Annotated in this window: 17 protein-coding genes; 4 read left to right on the top strand and 13 right to left on the bottom strand. The window is 31.2% G+C overall.

Annotated features, from left to right (window positions below):
* Position 1 precedes the first annotated feature (1 nt).
* From CAQ16704_RS01465 to CAQ16704_RS01445, 5 genes are read right to left on the bottom strand one after another with little or no spacing between them, the layout of a single operon-like run.
* The gene (locus CAQ16704_RS01465) at positions 2–1,342 is read right to left on the bottom strand and encodes an MmgE/PrpD family protein (protein WP_039666581.1); all 1,341 of its coding nucleotides are present in this window, start codon (positions 1,340–1,342) and stop codon (positions 2–4) included.
* Between the two features lie 6 nt (positions 1,343–1,348).
* Entirely contained in the window at positions 1,349–2,713 is a 1,365-nt protein-coding gene (gene purB, locus CAQ16704_RS01460; RefSeq protein ID WP_039666580.1) for an adenylosuccinate lyase, read from the bottom strand.
* A 3-nt stretch (positions 2,714–2,716) separates the two neighbouring features.
* On the bottom strand, positions 2,717–3,886 hold the full coding sequence (locus CAQ16704_RS01455) for a trans-sulfuration enzyme family protein (RefSeq protein ID WP_039666579.1): 1,170 nt from the start codon (positions 3,884–3,886) through the stop codon (positions 2,717–2,719).
* Positions 3,887–3,899: 13 nt separating this feature from the next.
* On the bottom strand, positions 3,900–5,339 hold the full coding sequence (dcuC, locus tag CAQ16704_RS01450; RefSeq protein WP_039666578.1) for a C4-dicarboxylate transporter DcuC: 1,440 nt from the start codon (positions 5,337–5,339) through the stop codon (positions 3,900–3,902).
* A 3-nt stretch (positions 5,340–5,342) separates the two neighbouring features.
* Positions 5,343–5,705, bottom strand: a complete 363-nt coding sequence (locus CAQ16704_RS01445) for a Rid family detoxifying hydrolase (RefSeq protein WP_039666577.1) — start codon at positions 5,703–5,705, stop codon at positions 5,343–5,345.
* 162 nt (positions 5,706–5,867) lie between these two features.
* Between CAQ16704_RS01445 and CAQ16704_RS01440 the strand changes: the two genes are divergently transcribed.
* Positions 5,868–6,536, top strand: coding sequence for a YheO-like PAS sensor domain-containing protein (locus tag CAQ16704_RS01440; RefSeq protein ID WP_039666576.1), 669 nt, complete (start codon positions 5,868–5,870; stop codon positions 6,534–6,536).
* A gap of 3 nt (positions 6,537–6,539) precedes the next feature.
* Here CAQ16704_RS01440 and CAQ16704_RS08490 read toward each other — a convergent pair whose 3' ends face one another.
* Genes CAQ16704_RS08490 through CAQ16704_RS01420 form a run of 6 tightly spaced genes read right to left on the bottom strand, consistent with a single transcriptional unit; the run spans position 6,540 to position 11,297 of the window.
* On the bottom strand, positions 6,540–6,929 hold the full coding sequence (locus tag CAQ16704_RS08490) for an anaerobic C4-dicarboxylate transporter family protein (RefSeq protein WP_200884645.1): 390 nt from the start codon (positions 6,927–6,929) through the stop codon (positions 6,540–6,542).
* Entirely contained in the window at positions 6,910–7,176 is a 267-nt protein-coding gene (locus CAQ16704_RS08485; RefSeq protein ID WP_250634647.1) for an anaerobic C4-dicarboxylate transporter family protein, read from the bottom strand. Before CAQ16704_RS08485 ends, CAQ16704_RS08490 begins: the two co-directional genes overlap by 20 nt.
* Positions 7,177–7,222: 46 nt before the next feature.
* The gene (locus CAQ16704_RS08480) at positions 7,223–7,846 is read right to left on the bottom strand and encodes an anaerobic C4-dicarboxylate transporter family protein (protein WP_256375740.1); all 624 of its coding nucleotides are present in this window, start codon (positions 7,844–7,846) and stop codon (positions 7,223–7,225) included.
* 39 nt (positions 7,847–7,885) lie between these two features.
* A complete protein-coding gene (argH, locus tag CAQ16704_RS01430) occupies positions 7,886–9,289 on the bottom strand; it encodes an argininosuccinate lyase (RefSeq protein WP_039666575.1) in 1,404 nt (467 codons plus the stop codon).
* A 60-nt stretch (positions 9,290–9,349) separates the two neighbouring features.
* Entirely contained in the window at positions 9,350–9,820 is a 471-nt protein-coding gene (locus CAQ16704_RS01425) for an ankyrin repeat domain-containing protein (RefSeq protein WP_039666574.1), read from the bottom strand.
* A gap of 52 nt (positions 9,821–9,872) precedes the next feature.
* Positions 9,873–11,297 carry a catalase gene (locus CAQ16704_RS01420; RefSeq protein ID WP_039666573.1) on the bottom strand — a complete coding sequence of 475 codons (1,425 nt, stop codon included), beginning with the start codon at positions 11,295–11,297 and terminating at the stop codon, positions 9,873–9,875.
* A gap of 212 nt (positions 11,298–11,509) precedes the next feature.
* Here CAQ16704_RS01420 and CAQ16704_RS01415 point away from each other — a divergent pair, with 212 nt between their 5' ends.
* The 3 genes from CAQ16704_RS01415 to acpS all read left to right on the top strand — a co-directional run bounded on the left by CAQ16704_RS01415 (position 11,510) and on the right by acpS (position 13,115).
* Positions 11,510–12,148 carry a YheO-like PAS sensor domain-containing protein gene (locus CAQ16704_RS01415; RefSeq protein ID WP_039666572.1) on the top strand — a complete coding sequence of 213 codons (639 nt, stop codon included), beginning with the start codon at positions 11,510–11,512 and terminating at the stop codon, positions 12,146–12,148.
* A gap of 65 nt (positions 12,149–12,213) precedes the next feature.
* A complete protein-coding gene (fliL, locus tag CAQ16704_RS01410) occupies positions 12,214–12,759 on the top strand; it encodes a flagellar basal body-associated protein FliL (RefSeq protein ID WP_039666571.1) in 546 nt (181 codons plus the stop codon).
* A complete protein-coding gene (gene acpS, locus CAQ16704_RS01405) occupies positions 12,759–13,115 on the top strand; it encodes a holo-ACP synthase (RefSeq protein WP_039666570.1) in 357 nt (118 codons plus the stop codon). The genes fliL and acpS overlap by 1 nt, the downstream gene beginning before the upstream one ends.
* A gap of 11 nt (positions 13,116–13,126) precedes the next feature.
* Here acpS and fabG read toward each other — a convergent pair whose 3' ends face one another.
* Together fabG and gpmI are read right to left on the bottom strand one after the other, a co-directional pair.
* Entirely contained in the window at positions 13,127–13,870 is a 744-nt protein-coding gene (gene fabG, locus CAQ16704_RS01400) for a 3-oxoacyl-ACP reductase FabG (RefSeq protein ID WP_039666569.1), read from the bottom strand.
* A 14-nt stretch (positions 13,871–13,884) separates the two neighbouring features.
* On the bottom strand, positions 13,885–15,363 hold the full coding sequence (gpmI, locus tag CAQ16704_RS01395) for a 2,3-bisphosphoglycerate-independent phosphoglycerate mutase (protein WP_039666568.1): 1,479 nt from the start codon (positions 15,361–15,363) through the stop codon (positions 13,885–13,887).
* Positions 15,364–15,376: the final 13 nt, after the last annotated feature.

Below are 15,376 nucleotides of genomic sequence, written 5' to 3'. Positions count from 1 at the left end.
GCTAGAAATCAAAACCATTTATATTTTCTAAATTTTGAAGCTTTTTGACTAACTCCTCAGCCTTTTCTAAAGAAAGTGCTATGCTAGCATTAGAAAGAAATTTATCTTTTAATTCATCAAAACTTAAAGGATTGTCAAAATTTCCTTTATTAATCAGTACATCTTTTTTAATTACTCTTCCATCATTTAAAACAGCTTCTAAATGTCCTGGAAAATATTTAGGGAAACCAGTAGATTTTTTCTTCTCATAGCTGATTTTTTTAGCAAATTCTATTAGTTCAGCTCTATTTAAGTCTTCATAAGATTTTAAAGTAATTTTACCATCAAAAAATGCCAAAGCCATTAAAAAAGGCATGGAAAATTTGGCGGCATAAGCACTTTGTGGTGTGTATTTTACTTCGATTGGATCACATATAAATGAAATTGGCACCTCATCTACAAAGCAATGTATGCTTTTTATATCTTGTACTTTTAAGCCATCATTTCTTAAGCTCATAGCACAATCAATAAGCCCATGTGCAAAATGACAGCTTGGATAAGGTTTTAGCGAAACTTGCATTATTTGCCAAATTTCATTTAAGCCCTTGCAAAGTTCGCTTTTATCACATTCTTCTTCTAAACCAAAAGTTCTAAAGATATTATCTCTTCCTTCAAATATACTCAAAGGACCACTCATATTAGCTTTTGCAAAATTTGCTACTAAAATTCCATTTTTCAAAGCATTAGCTATGTGTAAAACTTTAGAATTAGATCCATTAGATAAAAACTCATTTACTCCGCTTGCAAAACTTCCTGCCAAACCTAAAGCATTAATGATTTGCTCTTTGTTTAAATCAAGCAAAACACAATTTGCAGCCACACTACCAAAAATTCCTGCTATAGCTGTAGTATGAAACCCGCGTTTATGGAAACTTCCTTTACTTGCTATACCCACTCTAGCAGCAACTTCCCAACCAACAATAAAGGCTTTTAAAACTTTCTTCCCATCTTTACTTACACTAAATCCATAAGTTAAACAAAGTGGAGTCAAAATTGCACTAGCGTGCAAAATAGCTTCAGTATGAGTATCATCAAAATCAAGGGCATGTGCTGCAATAGCATTTACCATCGCAGCATAAATTACATCAAGCTTTTTATCTTCACTCCAAATTTTTTCACTAGGATTTACACTTAAGGCTTCAAAGGCCTTAGTTGCATTTAAAACACAAGCTTCATTTTTAGCAGCTAAAGCCGTTCCTAGTGCATCAAGCATAAGCTCTTTTGCTCTTTGCTTTACTTCACTAGGAATAGCTTCATAGTCTAAATTTACGATAAATTCGGCTAATTTTTCACTTAAATACATTTTTTCCTACTTTAGAATTGGTGCATTAGCAATTTTTTCTAAGAACTCATCAACTAATTTTGGTGCATAACCTACATAAGTTGTAGCATCCATTAAAGTATCAATATCTTTTTCACTTAAAACCTTACTTACACGCTCATCTTCAAGTAAAACTTCTTTAAAAGTTTTATGATTTTCTATACCTCTCATAGCATTTTCATAAACAATTTCATGTGCATGTTGCTTACCATAATGATCACTCAAAGCAAACATCACGCGTTCTGCTAATACAAAACCATTAAGCGTATCAAGATTTTTTAACATTTTGTCTTTTTTAACTTCTAAATCATCAAAGACAAATTTCATATTTGCCAATACCACTGAAAGCATTAAAAATGCTTCTGGTAAAAGCTTCCATTCCATTTTCCAAACTTGGCCATCTCTTTCATGCTCATGTCTTTCTATATCGCTTAAAATTGCAATATTTGCTCTTAGGGCATTACTTACAGTCACTGCGTTTTCACTTACTGCAGGATTTCTTTTATGAGGCATAGTAGAGCTTCCTACTTGACCTTTTCCAAAAGGCTCAGCAATTTCATCGATTTCATTATGAGCTAAAATTAAAAGCTGATGTGCAATTTTGTTAAAGGTTGCATTAATATTACCCAAAACATAACCAAGCTCAATAAAACGATCTCTTGCTGGTTGCCATGAGATATCAGGAACTTCTAAACCTAAGCTTTCTAAAGTAAGTTTTTCTACTTCATTAGCCTTGTCACTTAAGCTTGCTTTAGTTCCTACTGCACCTACAATTAATCCCACATATAATCTTTTTTCAAGTTCAGCAATTCTTTCATAGTGGCGGTTTAATTCACTAAGCCAAATTGCAACTTTGTGTCCAAAAGTTATAGGTAAAGCTTGTAAAGCTAAGGTTCTTCCCATCATAGCAGTATTTTTATGCTCTTTTGCGATTTTTGCTAAATTTTTAGCTATATCTTTTAAATCTTGCTTGATTAAAGCCATAGCTTCTTTAAATTGTAAAACTATACCCGTATCTATAATATCTTGAGTAGTAACTCCAAAATGCACATATTCTCCCAAACCATTTTCGCAAGCTTTTTCCAAACCACGCACAGTAGGTACTAAAGGGTGTTTAGTCTTTTTAAATTCAGCAAAAATAAAATCCATGTCCATAAATTTATAATGAGCTTTTTTAGCTATTTCTATAGCTGCTTCATTAGGGATAATGCCAAGTTTTGCTTGAGCCTTTGCCAAAGCAGCTTCTACATCAAGCCATTTTTGAATTCTATTTTCTTCACTAAAAATAGCTCTCATTGCAGGGGTGCTCCAAGAATCTTGAAGCAACCTCATATCAAATACACTCACACCCATAGCCTATCCTTTAAAATTTATTTTTTCAAATGCTTGTTTTAAATCAGCAATCAAATCCTTACTATCTTCAAGACCTATATGAAATCTCACAAAAGGCCCTCTAGCACTCCAATCTGTTGCCGTTCTTGGTGGAGTAGTAACAGTAGCTAAACTCTCATATCCACCCCAGCTTGCACCGATTGAAAAATACTCTAAATTATCTACAAATTTAATGGCTTGTTCTTTAGAAATACCATCTGCAAATTCAATCGTTACCATACCGTTAGCACCTTTATGATCACGCATAAAAACTTCATGGTTTGGATGAGTTTTTAATTTTGGATAAAAGATTGTTTTAACTTCTTTTCTACTTTGTAAAAACTCTACTATCTCATCCGCACTTTTTTCATGAGCTTTCATTCTTACATCTAAAGTTCTCATACCACGAAGCACCAAATAAGCATCATCAGGGCTTGTAGTAAATCCTAAAGCTTCTGGCAATTTGTCGAAATTTTTCCATTCTTTTTCATTAATCACTACTATACCCATAGTAACATCTGAATGCCCACTTAAGTACTTAGTCGCTGCAATCACTGAAATATCCACACCAAGCTCAAGTGGATTTAAAAAATACCCACTTGAATAAGTATTATCAATCGCTACTGGTATATTATGTTTGTGTGCAATTTCACAAAGTTTTGGTAAATCTATGATTTCATAAAGTATAGAACCTGGGCTTTCACAAAGGATTAATTTTGTGTTTGGTTTGATTTTTTCTTCTACATCAGAAGCATCAGCTTTTAAAAAGTCAATTTCTACACCCATTTTAGTTAAAAACAAATCACAAATCGTTCTAACAGGTCCATAAATAGCATCAGTAATTAAAAAATGAGCATCTTTGCTAGCATAATTTAAAAGCACCATAGCTAGTGCTGCAAGTCCTGTTGGGAAAAGTTGCGCTCTATGGCCACCTTCAAGCGCACAAATTAGTTTTTCAAGTTCAAAATTAGTTGCTGTTCCTCTAGCACCATAACTTAAAACACGATCAGTTTTTCTTAGTTCGCGGTATTTTTGCCAAGTTGCATGATCTTTAAAAAGTATAGTTGATGCACGCATTAGGGTTGGATTAACAGGTCTTACCTCAGCATTTTGATCGCCTCTTCCTAGGTGGATTAATTTAGTTTTGTTGTTCATTTTGTACTCCTTTTTATAGATAAATATAAGTCATAATCACATTAACAATAGCAGCTACAAGCATAGGAATAGCTGTTCTTTTTACAACTTGTAATGGATTTACTTTAGCCATAGCTGAAATTGCCAAAATAGCAGGCGCAATAGGCGAAACACATCTACCAAAACCTGTCATGATTTGAATAGGTGCTATCATAGCTATGGTTTCAACGCCAAAAGATTTTGCTATATTTGGGATAAGTGGTGCGAAAGAGAAAAATGCTGCATTTCCTGAACCCATTAAAAACGCACATACAGCAAGTAAAATAGACACAGCTATGATAATAGCAAGCACCCCAAAACCTGCATCTTTCGCAAAACCTATTAAAGTATCCACAAAACCAACTGATAAAAGTCCACTTGCAAAGACTTGACCACAAACGATCAAAGAAACTGTAATCACAAACAAATGTCCCATACCCTTGAAAAATACCATGATAGAATTTAAAGTATCAATTAAACTTTTATAACGAATAATTTCAAAAATAATTGCTATAAAGGTTGAGATCATCATTGCAACTGGAACATTCATTTTTATAGCTGTAGATGAAGCTGCCTTAACTTCTTCCATAGTTGTAAGCCCCATTAAAACCATAATGCTATCTAAAACGCTACTAAAACCCAAAATTAACACTAGAGGTATAATAGGTAAAATTGCATAAATTCTAGGTGGTTTTTTAAGTTCTTCATTTTTACCATCATGCTCAACTAATTCTTTTTCAACCTCATCACGATTAAATACAAAATTTTCTTTGTTATCAAAATATTTAGCACAAAAATAAATTGCAATACCTACTGCTATGATGATAGGCACAGTTGTAGGAAGCTGATAATGCACAAAATACACCGCAGGATCAATTTCAGCAGTTTTTGCAGCTAAAATCACATTACCACTTCCAGGTCCGTGGTCAATATATTGACAAATTCCAATTACTGAAAGTGCTGAAAGCTTAGAAACACCCGAACGCACCAAAATAGGATACATTGTAACCATAAGCAAAAGTGCTAAACCTGCATGTGAAGGTATAAAAAGCACTAAAAATTGAACTACAAAATAAGAAACTAGCAATAAAATATAAGGTGATTTTACTGCCTTTAAAGGTCTTTCAAATACTTTGAATAAAGCATAACTTGCACCCACATGATCCATATATGCAGAAAACCCTGCTATACACATCAAAGTAAGTCCAAGTCCTGCTAAAGTGCTTGACATTTTGGTATTTACTACTTGGAAAATATCAAAAATACCTAAATGTAAAGATTGCTTTTCACTAATAATAGGAGAAAGTCCAAAAATTCCTGCTAAAGCTAACAAGAGCAAACCACTCAAAAGCAACGCCATATGAGCGTTGATTTTTTTATAAAGCATAAAAACTAACAATACTACAGAGCATCCTGCAAAAAATAAACCTAACATATTCTATCCTTTATGAGCAATAACCTCTATCTCCACTTTTGCACCCTTAGGAAGATCTTTTACAGCAAAAGCACTTCTTGCAGGGTATGGAGCTGCGAAAAATTCAGAATAAATCTCATTGAAAGCTAAAAAATCATCAATATTTGCTAAAAAACAAATTGTTTTAATAACATTATTAAAATAAAGATTATTTTCTTCTAATATAGCCTTAATATTTAACAAAGATTGTCTAGTTTGTTCTTTTACATCTTCGCTTTCTATATTACCACTTTCAGGATTAATAGGAAGTTGTCCTGAAATAAATAATAAACCATTAGCTTCTCTATAAGCTGAATATGGACCTATAGCCTTTGGATAATTTGCCATGTGTACTCCTTGTATAATTTAATAGTGATATAATATTATCATCATAATAATTAATTGTCAATATTTTTTTATCATCATAATAATTTTTTTTATGATAAAAATTAATGATTTTGATGAAAATATTTTGTAAAATAACAAAAAAACAACAAAAAGGTCTAGATTATGGATGAGCAACAAAAAGAATTATTTATAAAACTTACTCAGTTCTTAGGACAAGTCCTTGGAAGTAATTACGAAATAGTATTTCATGTAATTTCTGAAGAAGGTTCATATATAGCAGCTATAGCAAATAATCATATTAGTGGAAGAACTACTAACTCCCCATTAACATCTTTTGCAAGTGAATTAATACAAGAAAAAGAATATCTAAATAAAGATTTTTTATGTGATTACAAAGCAAAAGTAGGTAAATCTAAAATAGTTACAGGATCAACTTTTTTTATCAAAAATCAAAATAAAATTGTAGGAATTTTGTGTATAAATCATGATACTACAGAAATTCGCAATGCTATTAGTAAAATTATAGAGCTTGAAAAAATCAATGATTTTAGTGATTTATTAAACATTCAAAATCAAAACAATGTAAATTTACATAATGTGAGTAATATAGAAACACTTAGTCATTCTATAGAAGATATCTTAGCTGAAAACATAGACTTAAAATATTTAAATTCAGGATATAGCTTAAGCACTGAGCAAAAAGATGAAATTATTAAAAAGCTTCATTCGAAAGGAATTTTTAACATTAAAGGAAGCATACCTATAGTTGCTAAGTCGCTTAATATATCAGAACCTAGCGTCTATAGGTATTTACAAAAGCTTAAAAAGTAGCCTTTAAAAATCAAAAACAATTTGTGATATGAAATAACCTGATATTGTTGCACTAATAATTAAAACAAAACTAGGTCTTAAATAAGAGTGATTGACTACAAATTTACCTATTTTTGTTGTACCTGTTCTATAAAAAACCACACATGCTATTTGATTTGCACCTGGTACTATAAAGTCTCCACTTACACAAGGATAAAGCACGATAAGAATTTGAGGAGGAATTCCCAAACTCACACCCAAAGGCATCAAAGCAGCTACAGTTGCTGAAGGAGAAAAAATCACCATAGAAAAGGCAAATAAAGCCACACCAAATAAATATGGATAATCCTCTACAATATGCGATAAAGAATCACTAAATAAAGGCTTATAAGCTTCAAAAAATGTTCCTGTCATCCAAGCTATACCAAAAAACCCCTACAACGCCTATCAGTCCTGATTTAAATACCGAAGCATCACCAAGCTTATTAGCAGGAACTTTAGCAAAAAGCATAATCAAACAAGCTGTTGCAAGCATGATCATTTGGATTAAATTTGGAGTAGAAAGTCTTTCTATTTTACCATTTGCAAGCTCATAATGAGGCAATAAACTCGTAAAAGTTCCAAAGAAAATAATAGTTAAAATTCCCAAAACAAATATCAATAAAGCTCTTTTTACTTTAGGATCTGTTTCTTGTTTATCTTCTTGTTTATCTTGAGTTAAAAACTGATATTCCCTCTGCTTTTACTCTTCTTTGAAACTCCTCATCTTTTTCAAGTTCTTTGCCTCTTTTAAAAACACTCAAACAAGCACATACAACACCAATTAAAAATGCTGGCATTACCACAGTTAATATTTGAACAAGCCCTACACCACTAACAGCTAAAATAGCCACCATGCCTGCAGTAGCAGCACTCATAGGAGAAACCACCACTGCAATACCTGCTGCTATAACTGAAACCGAAAGTGGTCTTTCAGGACGAATTTTAGCATCAGCCGCAACTTCAGCTATCACTGGATAAATAGAAAATGCCACATAAGTAGTACCACAAAATATAGTAAATGTAGAACTAATCAAAGGTCCCATGAAAACAATAGCTTGAGGTTTTTTCTTAAGCAATTTTTCTGCTATTTTTACTAGTAAATCAAGTCCACCTGCACTTTGCAAAACACTCACACAAGTAATTACAGCAAGTATAATAAAAACAACACTCACAGGAAGTGAAGCTGGTTGCATACCAAAAACTAACACTAAAATACACACACCGAGTCCACCTGCAATACCAAGTCCTATGCCACCATATCTACCACCTATGGCTATCATAGAAAAAATAATGAAAAATTCTAATATAAAAAATAATATCCATTAATTTTATACCTTATTTTTATATTTAGCTAAAAGTTCTTTTGCATGTTCAATTTGCTCTAACACCACTTTAGCTCCTGTACCACCATAAGAAAGCCTTGCATTTACACAAGTTTCTAAAGCAATTGCCTCATATATATCTTCTTGAATATTTTCATTAAATTGATGGAATTCTTCCATGCTAAGTTCTTCAAGCATTTTTCCATGTTTAATGCAGTAATTTACCACACTACCTACTATACTATGAGCTTCTCTAAAAGGTATATTTTTTCTTACTAAATAATCAGCCATATCTGTGGCATTTGAAAAGCCTTTTGCAGCTGCTGCTCTTGTATTATTAGCATTTACTTGCATTTTTTCTATCATAGGAGTTATGATTTTTAAACTAGTCATTAAAGTATCCATAGAATCATAAACTTGAGCCTTATCTTCACTCATATCAGTATTATAAGCTAGTGGAATACCTTTCATAATAGTTAGCATTGCCATAACATTGCCATACATTCTACCTGTCTTACCACGCATTTTTTCAGCAACATCTGGATTTTTCTTTTGAGGCATTATGCTTGAACCAGTACAAAAATCATCACTTAATTCTATAAATTTAAAATCTTGGCTTGAAAAAAGTATAAGCTCTTCGCAAAAACGACTAAGGTGCATAAAGCACATTGCGGCAATAGCAGTAAATTCAACCATATGATCTCTATCGCTTACGCTATCAATACTATTTTCTGTTGGTTTAGTAAAACCTAGTTCTTTGGCACAAAAATGTCTGTCTATATTAAATGTTGTTCCACCAAGTGCAGCTGCTCCTAAAGGACACTCATTCATTCTTTTATATAAATCTTCAAAACGAGAATAATCCCTACTTAACATCCAAAAATACGCCATAATCCAATGTGAAAAAAGTATAGGTTGACCAGTTTGTAAATGTGTATAACCTGGCATAATAGCTTTTATATTTTTTTGAGCTTGATGGATAATTTCTTCTTGTAAGGCAATGATTTGATTTAAATTTTCTTTTACAACAGCCATCATATGCATTTTTGAATCAAGCGTTGTTTGATCATTCCTACTTCTTGCAGTATGAAGCTTTCCACCTACTGAACCTATGATTTGCGTCATTCTTTTTTCTACAGCCATATGAATATCCTCATCAGCTATATCAAAAACAAAAGTACCATTTTGAATTTCTTCTCTAACTTGTTCTAAACCCTTGATGATAGTCTTTGCTTCATCTTCTTTTATAATGCCTTGTTTTGCAAGCATAGTGCAGTGGATTATACTTCCTTGTATATCAAAAGGAGCAAGTCTTGGCTCAACTAATAATGAAGCGGTGTATTCTTCAACTAATTTGTTTGTAGGCAAATCAAAGCGTCCACCCCATAATTTCTCTGCTTTTTGTGACATATCTATCCTTCTATTTACAAATAAAAGGATAATTTTATAATTTTTATTTTTTCAAAGAGTTTAACTTTTCTTTCTTTTAAAAATTTTTAACACACTAAAAGCTATTTTTTTAAAAAAACTTTTTTTAGACTGCTTTGTTAAAAACTCTACTATATCACTATGTCCAAACATTAGTGCAAAAGTAAAAGGCGTCATACCAAGACCGTTGTTTTCATCAATATTTGCCCCATATTCTACTAAAAGCTTACACATAGGTAGATATCCTTTAAAACACACCCCTGCTAATGGGGTTTGCCCTCTATCATTTTTTTCATCTACATTAGCTCCATTTTCTAATAAAAATTTAGCACATTCATAAGAATTATGATAACTTGCAAGCATTAAAAGACTATCACCTTTATGATTTTTTAAATTCACACTTAAACCCGCTTCTATCATAATCTTTAAATTTTGCAAATCATTTTTTCTTGCATAATCAAAAGCCATAGCACAAAGCTCTTGAATTCTTTTTTCTTCTTCATTGCTAAACATATTTTTCCTTTTATAATCTTTAGTTTGCCACTTTTAAAGTGGCAAGTAAAAATTACATTTTCAAAGCTTTTTTAACGCCATTTGCATATTCACTTGAAATTTTTTCAAAATGACTTAATGCTCTTTGTATGATTTTTTCTTCAACCCCATTCATAGAAGCTGCTATGTTTTTAAACAATTGCTCTTTTTGATTTTCATTCATTATATCAAACAAGGCTCTTGGTTGGGTGTAAAAATCATCATCAAGTGGAGCATATCTTTGTGCATTACCTTCAAGTGTCAAATCAGGCTCTAGGTAATTTTTATCTTCTTTTGGACTATCATCATAACTATTTGGCTCATAATAAGCAAGACCATTTTTATAAGTGTCAAAATTCATAGCTCCTGCTACATTATAAGTATTTACTTCGCTTTTTGCACGATTAACTGATAATAAATGATAATTTGTCCCTATACGATATCTTTGTGCATCAGGATAAGAAAAGATTCTAGCTTGCAACATTTTATCAGGACTAAAACCAATGCCAGGAACGATATTGCTTGGACTAAATGCAGCTTGTTCTACTTCATTAAAGTAATTTTGCACATTTTTATTAAGCACTAACTCACCTACTTCTATTAAAGGCGCAATACTATGTGGCCAAACTTTGGTTAAATCAAAAGGATTAAAACCTAGTTTTTCTGCTTCATCTTCTTTTAAAACTTGAATTTGGAAAATCCATTTTGGAAAATCTCCTTTTTCAATAGCTTCATATAAATCTCTTTGATGGCTTTCTCTATCATTTGCTATTAAATTCGCCGCTTCTTCGTTGGTTAAATTTTTAATACCTTGCTTTGTTTTAAAATGAAATTTCACCCAAAATCTTTCATTTTTATCATTAATCAAACTATAAGTGTGACTTCCAAAACCATGCATATGACGATAACTTGCAGGAATTCCTCTATCACTCATTAAAATAGTAACTTGATGTAAGCTTTCAGGGCATAAAGTCCAAAAGTCCCATGCAGCATTATTACTTCTTAGATGAGTTCTTGGATCTCTTTTTTGAGTATGGATAAAATCAGGAAATTTATACGCATCTCTTATAAAAAATGTCGGAGTATTATTGCCTACTAAATCCCAATTTCCTTCTTTAGTGTAAAATTTAATTGCAAAACCTCTTACATCTCTTTCTGCATCAGCTGCACCTGCTTCACCTGCAACGGTTGAAAATCTTATAAATAAAGGTGTATTTTCTCCAAGCTGTAAAACTTTTGCTTTAGTGTATTGAGAAATATCTTTAGTGATTTTAAGTTCTCCATAAGCACCACTTCCTTTCGCATGCACTGTTCTTTCTGGAATTCTTTCTCTATTTTGGTGAGCAAGTTTTTCAAGCAAAATATAATCTTGCATTAAAAGCGGTCCATTAGAACCGGCACTTAGTGAATTTTGATTATCCGCAACTATATTACCAAAATCATTAGTTAATTTTTTCATTGTGTCTCCTTTTTATTAAATAATAATTTTTATTTTTTGATAAATTATATCCATATAGAATTTAAAATAAAATTAATTAACAAAAATTATTATTTTTTTAAATATAATATTTTTTTAAGCATAAATATTTTTATTTTGTAATAAAATTGTTAAAAATAAGATTGTTTATTTTAAATATTTTTACTACAAAAAATTAATTAAAAGGGGATGGTATGGACAAGGAAACAAGAACTTACTATATTAAGTTAGTAAAATTTTTAGCCGATACTTTAGGAAGAAATTATGAAATAGTCTTACATGATGTAAGTGAAGATGGAACTAATATAGCAGAAATTGCCAATAATCATATTAGCAAAAGAACCATAAATTCACCTCTTACTGGTTTTGCAATAGAAATGATTAAAAATAAAATATATCTCGAACGTGATTATATTACTCATTATAAAACCTCTACAAAAAATTCTCAAATCACTTCAGGCTCAACATTTTTTATTAAAAAAGATGAAAAACTTGAAGGTTTACTTTGTATTAATCATGATACCTCGTCCTTTAAAAAAATATCTGATGAAATTTTAAGTCTTGGAAATATTTATGATAATTCCTATGAGCATCTTGAACAAGACAGTAAAGAATATATTAACTTTGATTTAGAGAAAATAGTGGAAGATATTACTAGCATAAATATAGATAATTTTAAAAATAAAAATCTAAAGCCGAAAGAAAAACAAAAAATAATTGCTAATTTATATAAAAAAGGAATATTTAATATAAAAGGTACAATCCCTAAAGTTGCCGAACTTTTAAATATTTCAGAGCCCAGTGTTTACAGACATTTACAAAAGATTAAATAATAAATGTTTTTAAAAAAAATATTTTTTGATACAATAGTGTTTAAATTTTAATCAAAAGGAAAAAAATGGCTGATGATACGCTAGATGAACAAACAAAACCAAAGAAAAAGAGTGGCAATATTTTAGTAATCATAATTGTAGTATTTTTATTTGTTTTTTTACTTGTAATTGTAGGTGCAATTGCCTATTTGATGTTTAGTGGCAATTCAGAAGAAAATCCTACTCCACAAAATGAAGAAAACGCTCAAGTTGCACAAACTCCTAAAAAAACAAATGCTGTAGCAGCTAGAGGAAGTGATTATGCAAATATTGGTGTGATGTATCCTTTAGCACCTTTTACTTTAAATTTATTAAGTGATGGTGGCTCAAGATATGTAAAATGCACCATTCAGCTTGAACAAAATGTTGAAACTCTAACTCCTGAGCTTGATAAAAAAGTTGCTATTATTAGAGATATTATTATCAGAACTTTAACTTCAAAAACTTTTGAAGAGGTAAGCACAACAAAGGGTAAAGAAAGATTAAAAGATGAGCTAACTGGTAAAATTAATGAAGTTTTAACTGATGGTTTTGTTAAAAATATCTATTTTACCGACTTTGTAGTATCTTAATGATAGGCTGTGATATAATTGTATGCTCACGCATAGAAAAAATTTATAAAAAACACAAAATGCTTTTCTTGGATAAATTTTTATCCAAGCAAGAGCAAAGTTATATAAAAAATACCAACACTCTAGCCGGATTTTGGGCTATCAAAGAAGCTGCTTCTAAGGCTTTGGGGGTTGGAATTTCTAAAGAATGTTCTTTTTTTGACATCATCATCTCTAAAGATAATAAAAATGCTCCACATATTAGTTTTTCTCAAAAAGTCATGCAAGAATTTAATATAAAATCAGCAAGTGTAAGCGTAGCACATGATGGGGGTTTTGCTATAGCAGTAGTGGCTATAGAAACTAAGCAAGGTTAAAAACCTTGCTTTTACATATAAAGCCCACCGTTGACTTTTAAAATTTCCCCTGTAATATAAGAAGAATGATTGCTTAATAAAAACGCCACAGCTTGAGCTACCTCGCTTGCATCTGCAAAACGCTTTAAAGGGATATTGTTAATATAATTTTGTTTTATTTCATCACTTAAAACTTCAGTCATATCACTTTTTATAAAACCTGGAGTAATACAGTTATATCTTATATTTCTAGCAGCACCTTCTTTTGCAAAAGACTTTGTTAAAGCTATCATACCACCTTTACTAGCACTATAATTAGTTTGGCCTGCATTTCCCATTTCTCCAACTATAGAAGCAATATTTACAACCGCACCAAAACGCTTTTTACTCATAGTTTTTAGTGCTTCTCTGCAACCTAAAAAGCTTGAATTTAAATTAGCATTAATCACTGAGGAAAAATCATCCATACTCATTCTAAGAGCTAATTTATCATTAGTAATACCTGCATTATTAACCAAATAACTAAGTTCACCATCACTTTCAACAATAGTAGCTATAGCACTCATAAATTCTTCTTCAACACTTGCATCAAATTTAATCACAGCTGCACAACCGCCACTTTTTTCTATCTCTTCTTTTAGCGCATCAGCAAGTTCAGGCTTGCTCCTATAATTAATCCAAACTTTTAAACCATAACTTGCTAATTCTTTAGCTATCGCTGCACCTATACCTTTACTTGCACCTGTTATTAAAACATTTTTTCCACTAAATTTCATTGTTCTCCTTTAAATTAAAATAAAGCTTCATCCATTTCTTTTGGAATGGGCAAGTTTAAAATTTTAAGCACGCTTGGTGCTATATTACTAAGCCCCATACCTTCTTTAAGCTTATCTACTCCTTTAGCTTCTACAAAAGCAAAAACATCAAAGGTTGTGTGATTAGTGAGCATATTTTCATTTTCATCTTTCATTGCTTCACAATTTCCATGATCTGAAGTGATAATAAAAGCATATCCTTGCTCTCTTGCTTTAGCAATAACCTTACCCAAACACTCATCCACACATTCAACTGCTCTTATAGCTGCATTAAAATTACCCGTATGTCCCACCATATCACCATTTGCAAAATTTACTACGATAAAATCCATTCCATTTTCTATACCCTTAAGTACCTCATCTGTAACTTCTTTAGCACTCATTTGAGGTTTTTCATCATATGTTTTTACTTTAGGGCTTGGGATTAAAATTCTTGTTTCATTGCACTCTAATTCTTCTTTTCCTCCATTAAAGAAAAAGGTTACATGGGCATATTTTTCAGTTTCAGCTGTGTGAAGTTGAGTTAAATTTGCATTAGCTATTACAGAAGCTAAAGTATTATTCAATTCTTCTTTTTCAAACATTACAGGAAGTTTAAAATTCTCATCATATAAACTCATAGTAATAGTATTTTTTACAAGCACTTCTTTTGAAAATTCATTAAAATTTTCTTGCGTTAGAGAAGCGACTAATTGGCGCATTCTATCATTTCTAAAATTGATAAAAATCACACCATCTTCTGCTTTAATCCCATCAAAGCTTTGACTAACAACCGGAGTTAAAAATTCATCTGTGATATTTTCATCGTAGCTTTTTTGTATAAATTGCACAAAATCATCACACTTTGGTGCCTTAGCAAACAAAGCATCATAATAAAGCTTGATTCTATCATAACGCTTATCTCTATCCATAGCATAAAATCTTCCCGATAAAGAAGCAAAATTTATATCTTCTTTTTTACAAAATTCTTGCAAGGACTTTATAAATTCTAAACCCGAATTTGGTGGGCAATCCCTACCATCACTAATAGCATGTGCAAAAACTTCTTTGTTTTCTTGTTTGCAAATTTTTAAAAGTGCATTAAAATGCGTATGCATAGAATGCACCCCACCATCACTATAAAGCCCTACAATATGTACTCTTTTGCATTTTTGCAATAATTCTTTTAAAGCTTTATTATCTTTTAAAGTATCATTTTCTATAGCTTTATTTATCTTAACTAAATTTTGATAAATTATACGACCACTACCTATACACATATGACCTACTTCGCTATTACCCATTTGACCTTCAGGCAAGCCAACTGCTAAACCACTTGTTTTTATCAAAACATTAGGGGTATTTTCAAAAAGCTCATCATAAGTTGGTTTTTTAGCGTGAAAAAAAGCATTGTAATTTGAATTTTTATTATGTCCTATACCATCTGTTATTATCAAAATACATTTTTGATACATTTTTTACTCTTTT

The organism is Campylobacter sp. RM16704 (assembly GCF_000816245.1).
Classification (GTDB): Bacteria; Campylobacterota; Campylobacteria; order Campylobacterales; family Campylobacteraceae; genus Campylobacter_D.
This window is presented reverse-complemented; position numbering and strand designations above follow the sequence as displayed.

Coding starts and splice junctions, on each gene's coding strand:
- CAQ16704_RS01425 (WP_039666574.1), bottom strand. CDS start 9,820: ATGTTTAGCAATGAAGAAGAAAAAAGAATTCAAGAGCTTTGTGCTATG.
- CAQ16704_RS01445 (WP_039666577.1), bottom strand. CDS start 5,705: ATGGCAAATTATCCAAAGGCTATAGGTCCATATTCAGCTTATAGAGAA.
- dcuC (WP_039666578.1), bottom strand. CDS start 5,339: ATGTTAGGTTTATTTTTTGCAGGATGCTCTGTAGTATTGTTAGTTTTT.
- CAQ16704_RS08490 (WP_200884645.1), bottom strand. CDS start 6,929: ATGACAGGAACATTTTTTGAAGCTTATAAGCCTTTATTTAGTGATTCT.
- CAQ16704_RS01415 (WP_039666572.1), top strand. CDS start 11,510: ATGGACAAGGAAACAAGAACTTACTATATTAAGTTAGTAAAATTTTTA.
- CAQ16704_RS01440 (WP_039666576.1), top strand. CDS start 5,868: ATGGATGAGCAACAAAAAGAATTATTTATAAAACTTACTCAGTTCTTA.
- fliL (WP_039666571.1), top strand. CDS start 12,214: ATGGCTGATGATACGCTAGATGAACAAACAAAACCAAAGAAAAAGAGT.
- CAQ16704_RS01465 (WP_039666581.1), bottom strand. CDS start 1,342: ATGTATTTAAGTGAAAAATTAGCCGAATTTATCGTAAATTTAGACTAT.
- purB (WP_039666580.1), bottom strand. CDS start 2,713: ATGGGTGTGAGTGTATTTGATATGAGGTTGCTTCAAGATTCTTGGAGC.
- fabG (WP_039666569.1), bottom strand. CDS start 13,870: ATGAAATTTAGTGGAAAAAATGTTTTAATAACAGGTGCAAGTAAAGGT.
- CAQ16704_RS01420 (WP_039666573.1), bottom strand. CDS start 11,297: ATGAAAAAATTAACTAATGATTTTGGTAATATAGTTGCGGATAATCAA.
- CAQ16704_RS01455 (WP_039666579.1), bottom strand. CDS start 3,886: ATGAACAACAAAACTAAATTAATCCACCTAGGAAGAGGCGATCAAAAT.
- argH (WP_039666575.1), bottom strand. CDS start 9,289: ATGTCACAAAAAGCAGAGAAATTATGGGGTGGACGCTTTGATTTGCCT.
- gpmI (WP_039666568.1), bottom strand. CDS start 15,363: ATGTATCAAAAATGTATTTTGATAATAACAGATGGTATAGGACATAAT.
- acpS (WP_039666570.1), top strand. CDS start 12,759: ATGATAGGCTGTGATATAATTGTATGCTCACGCATAGAAAAAATTTAT.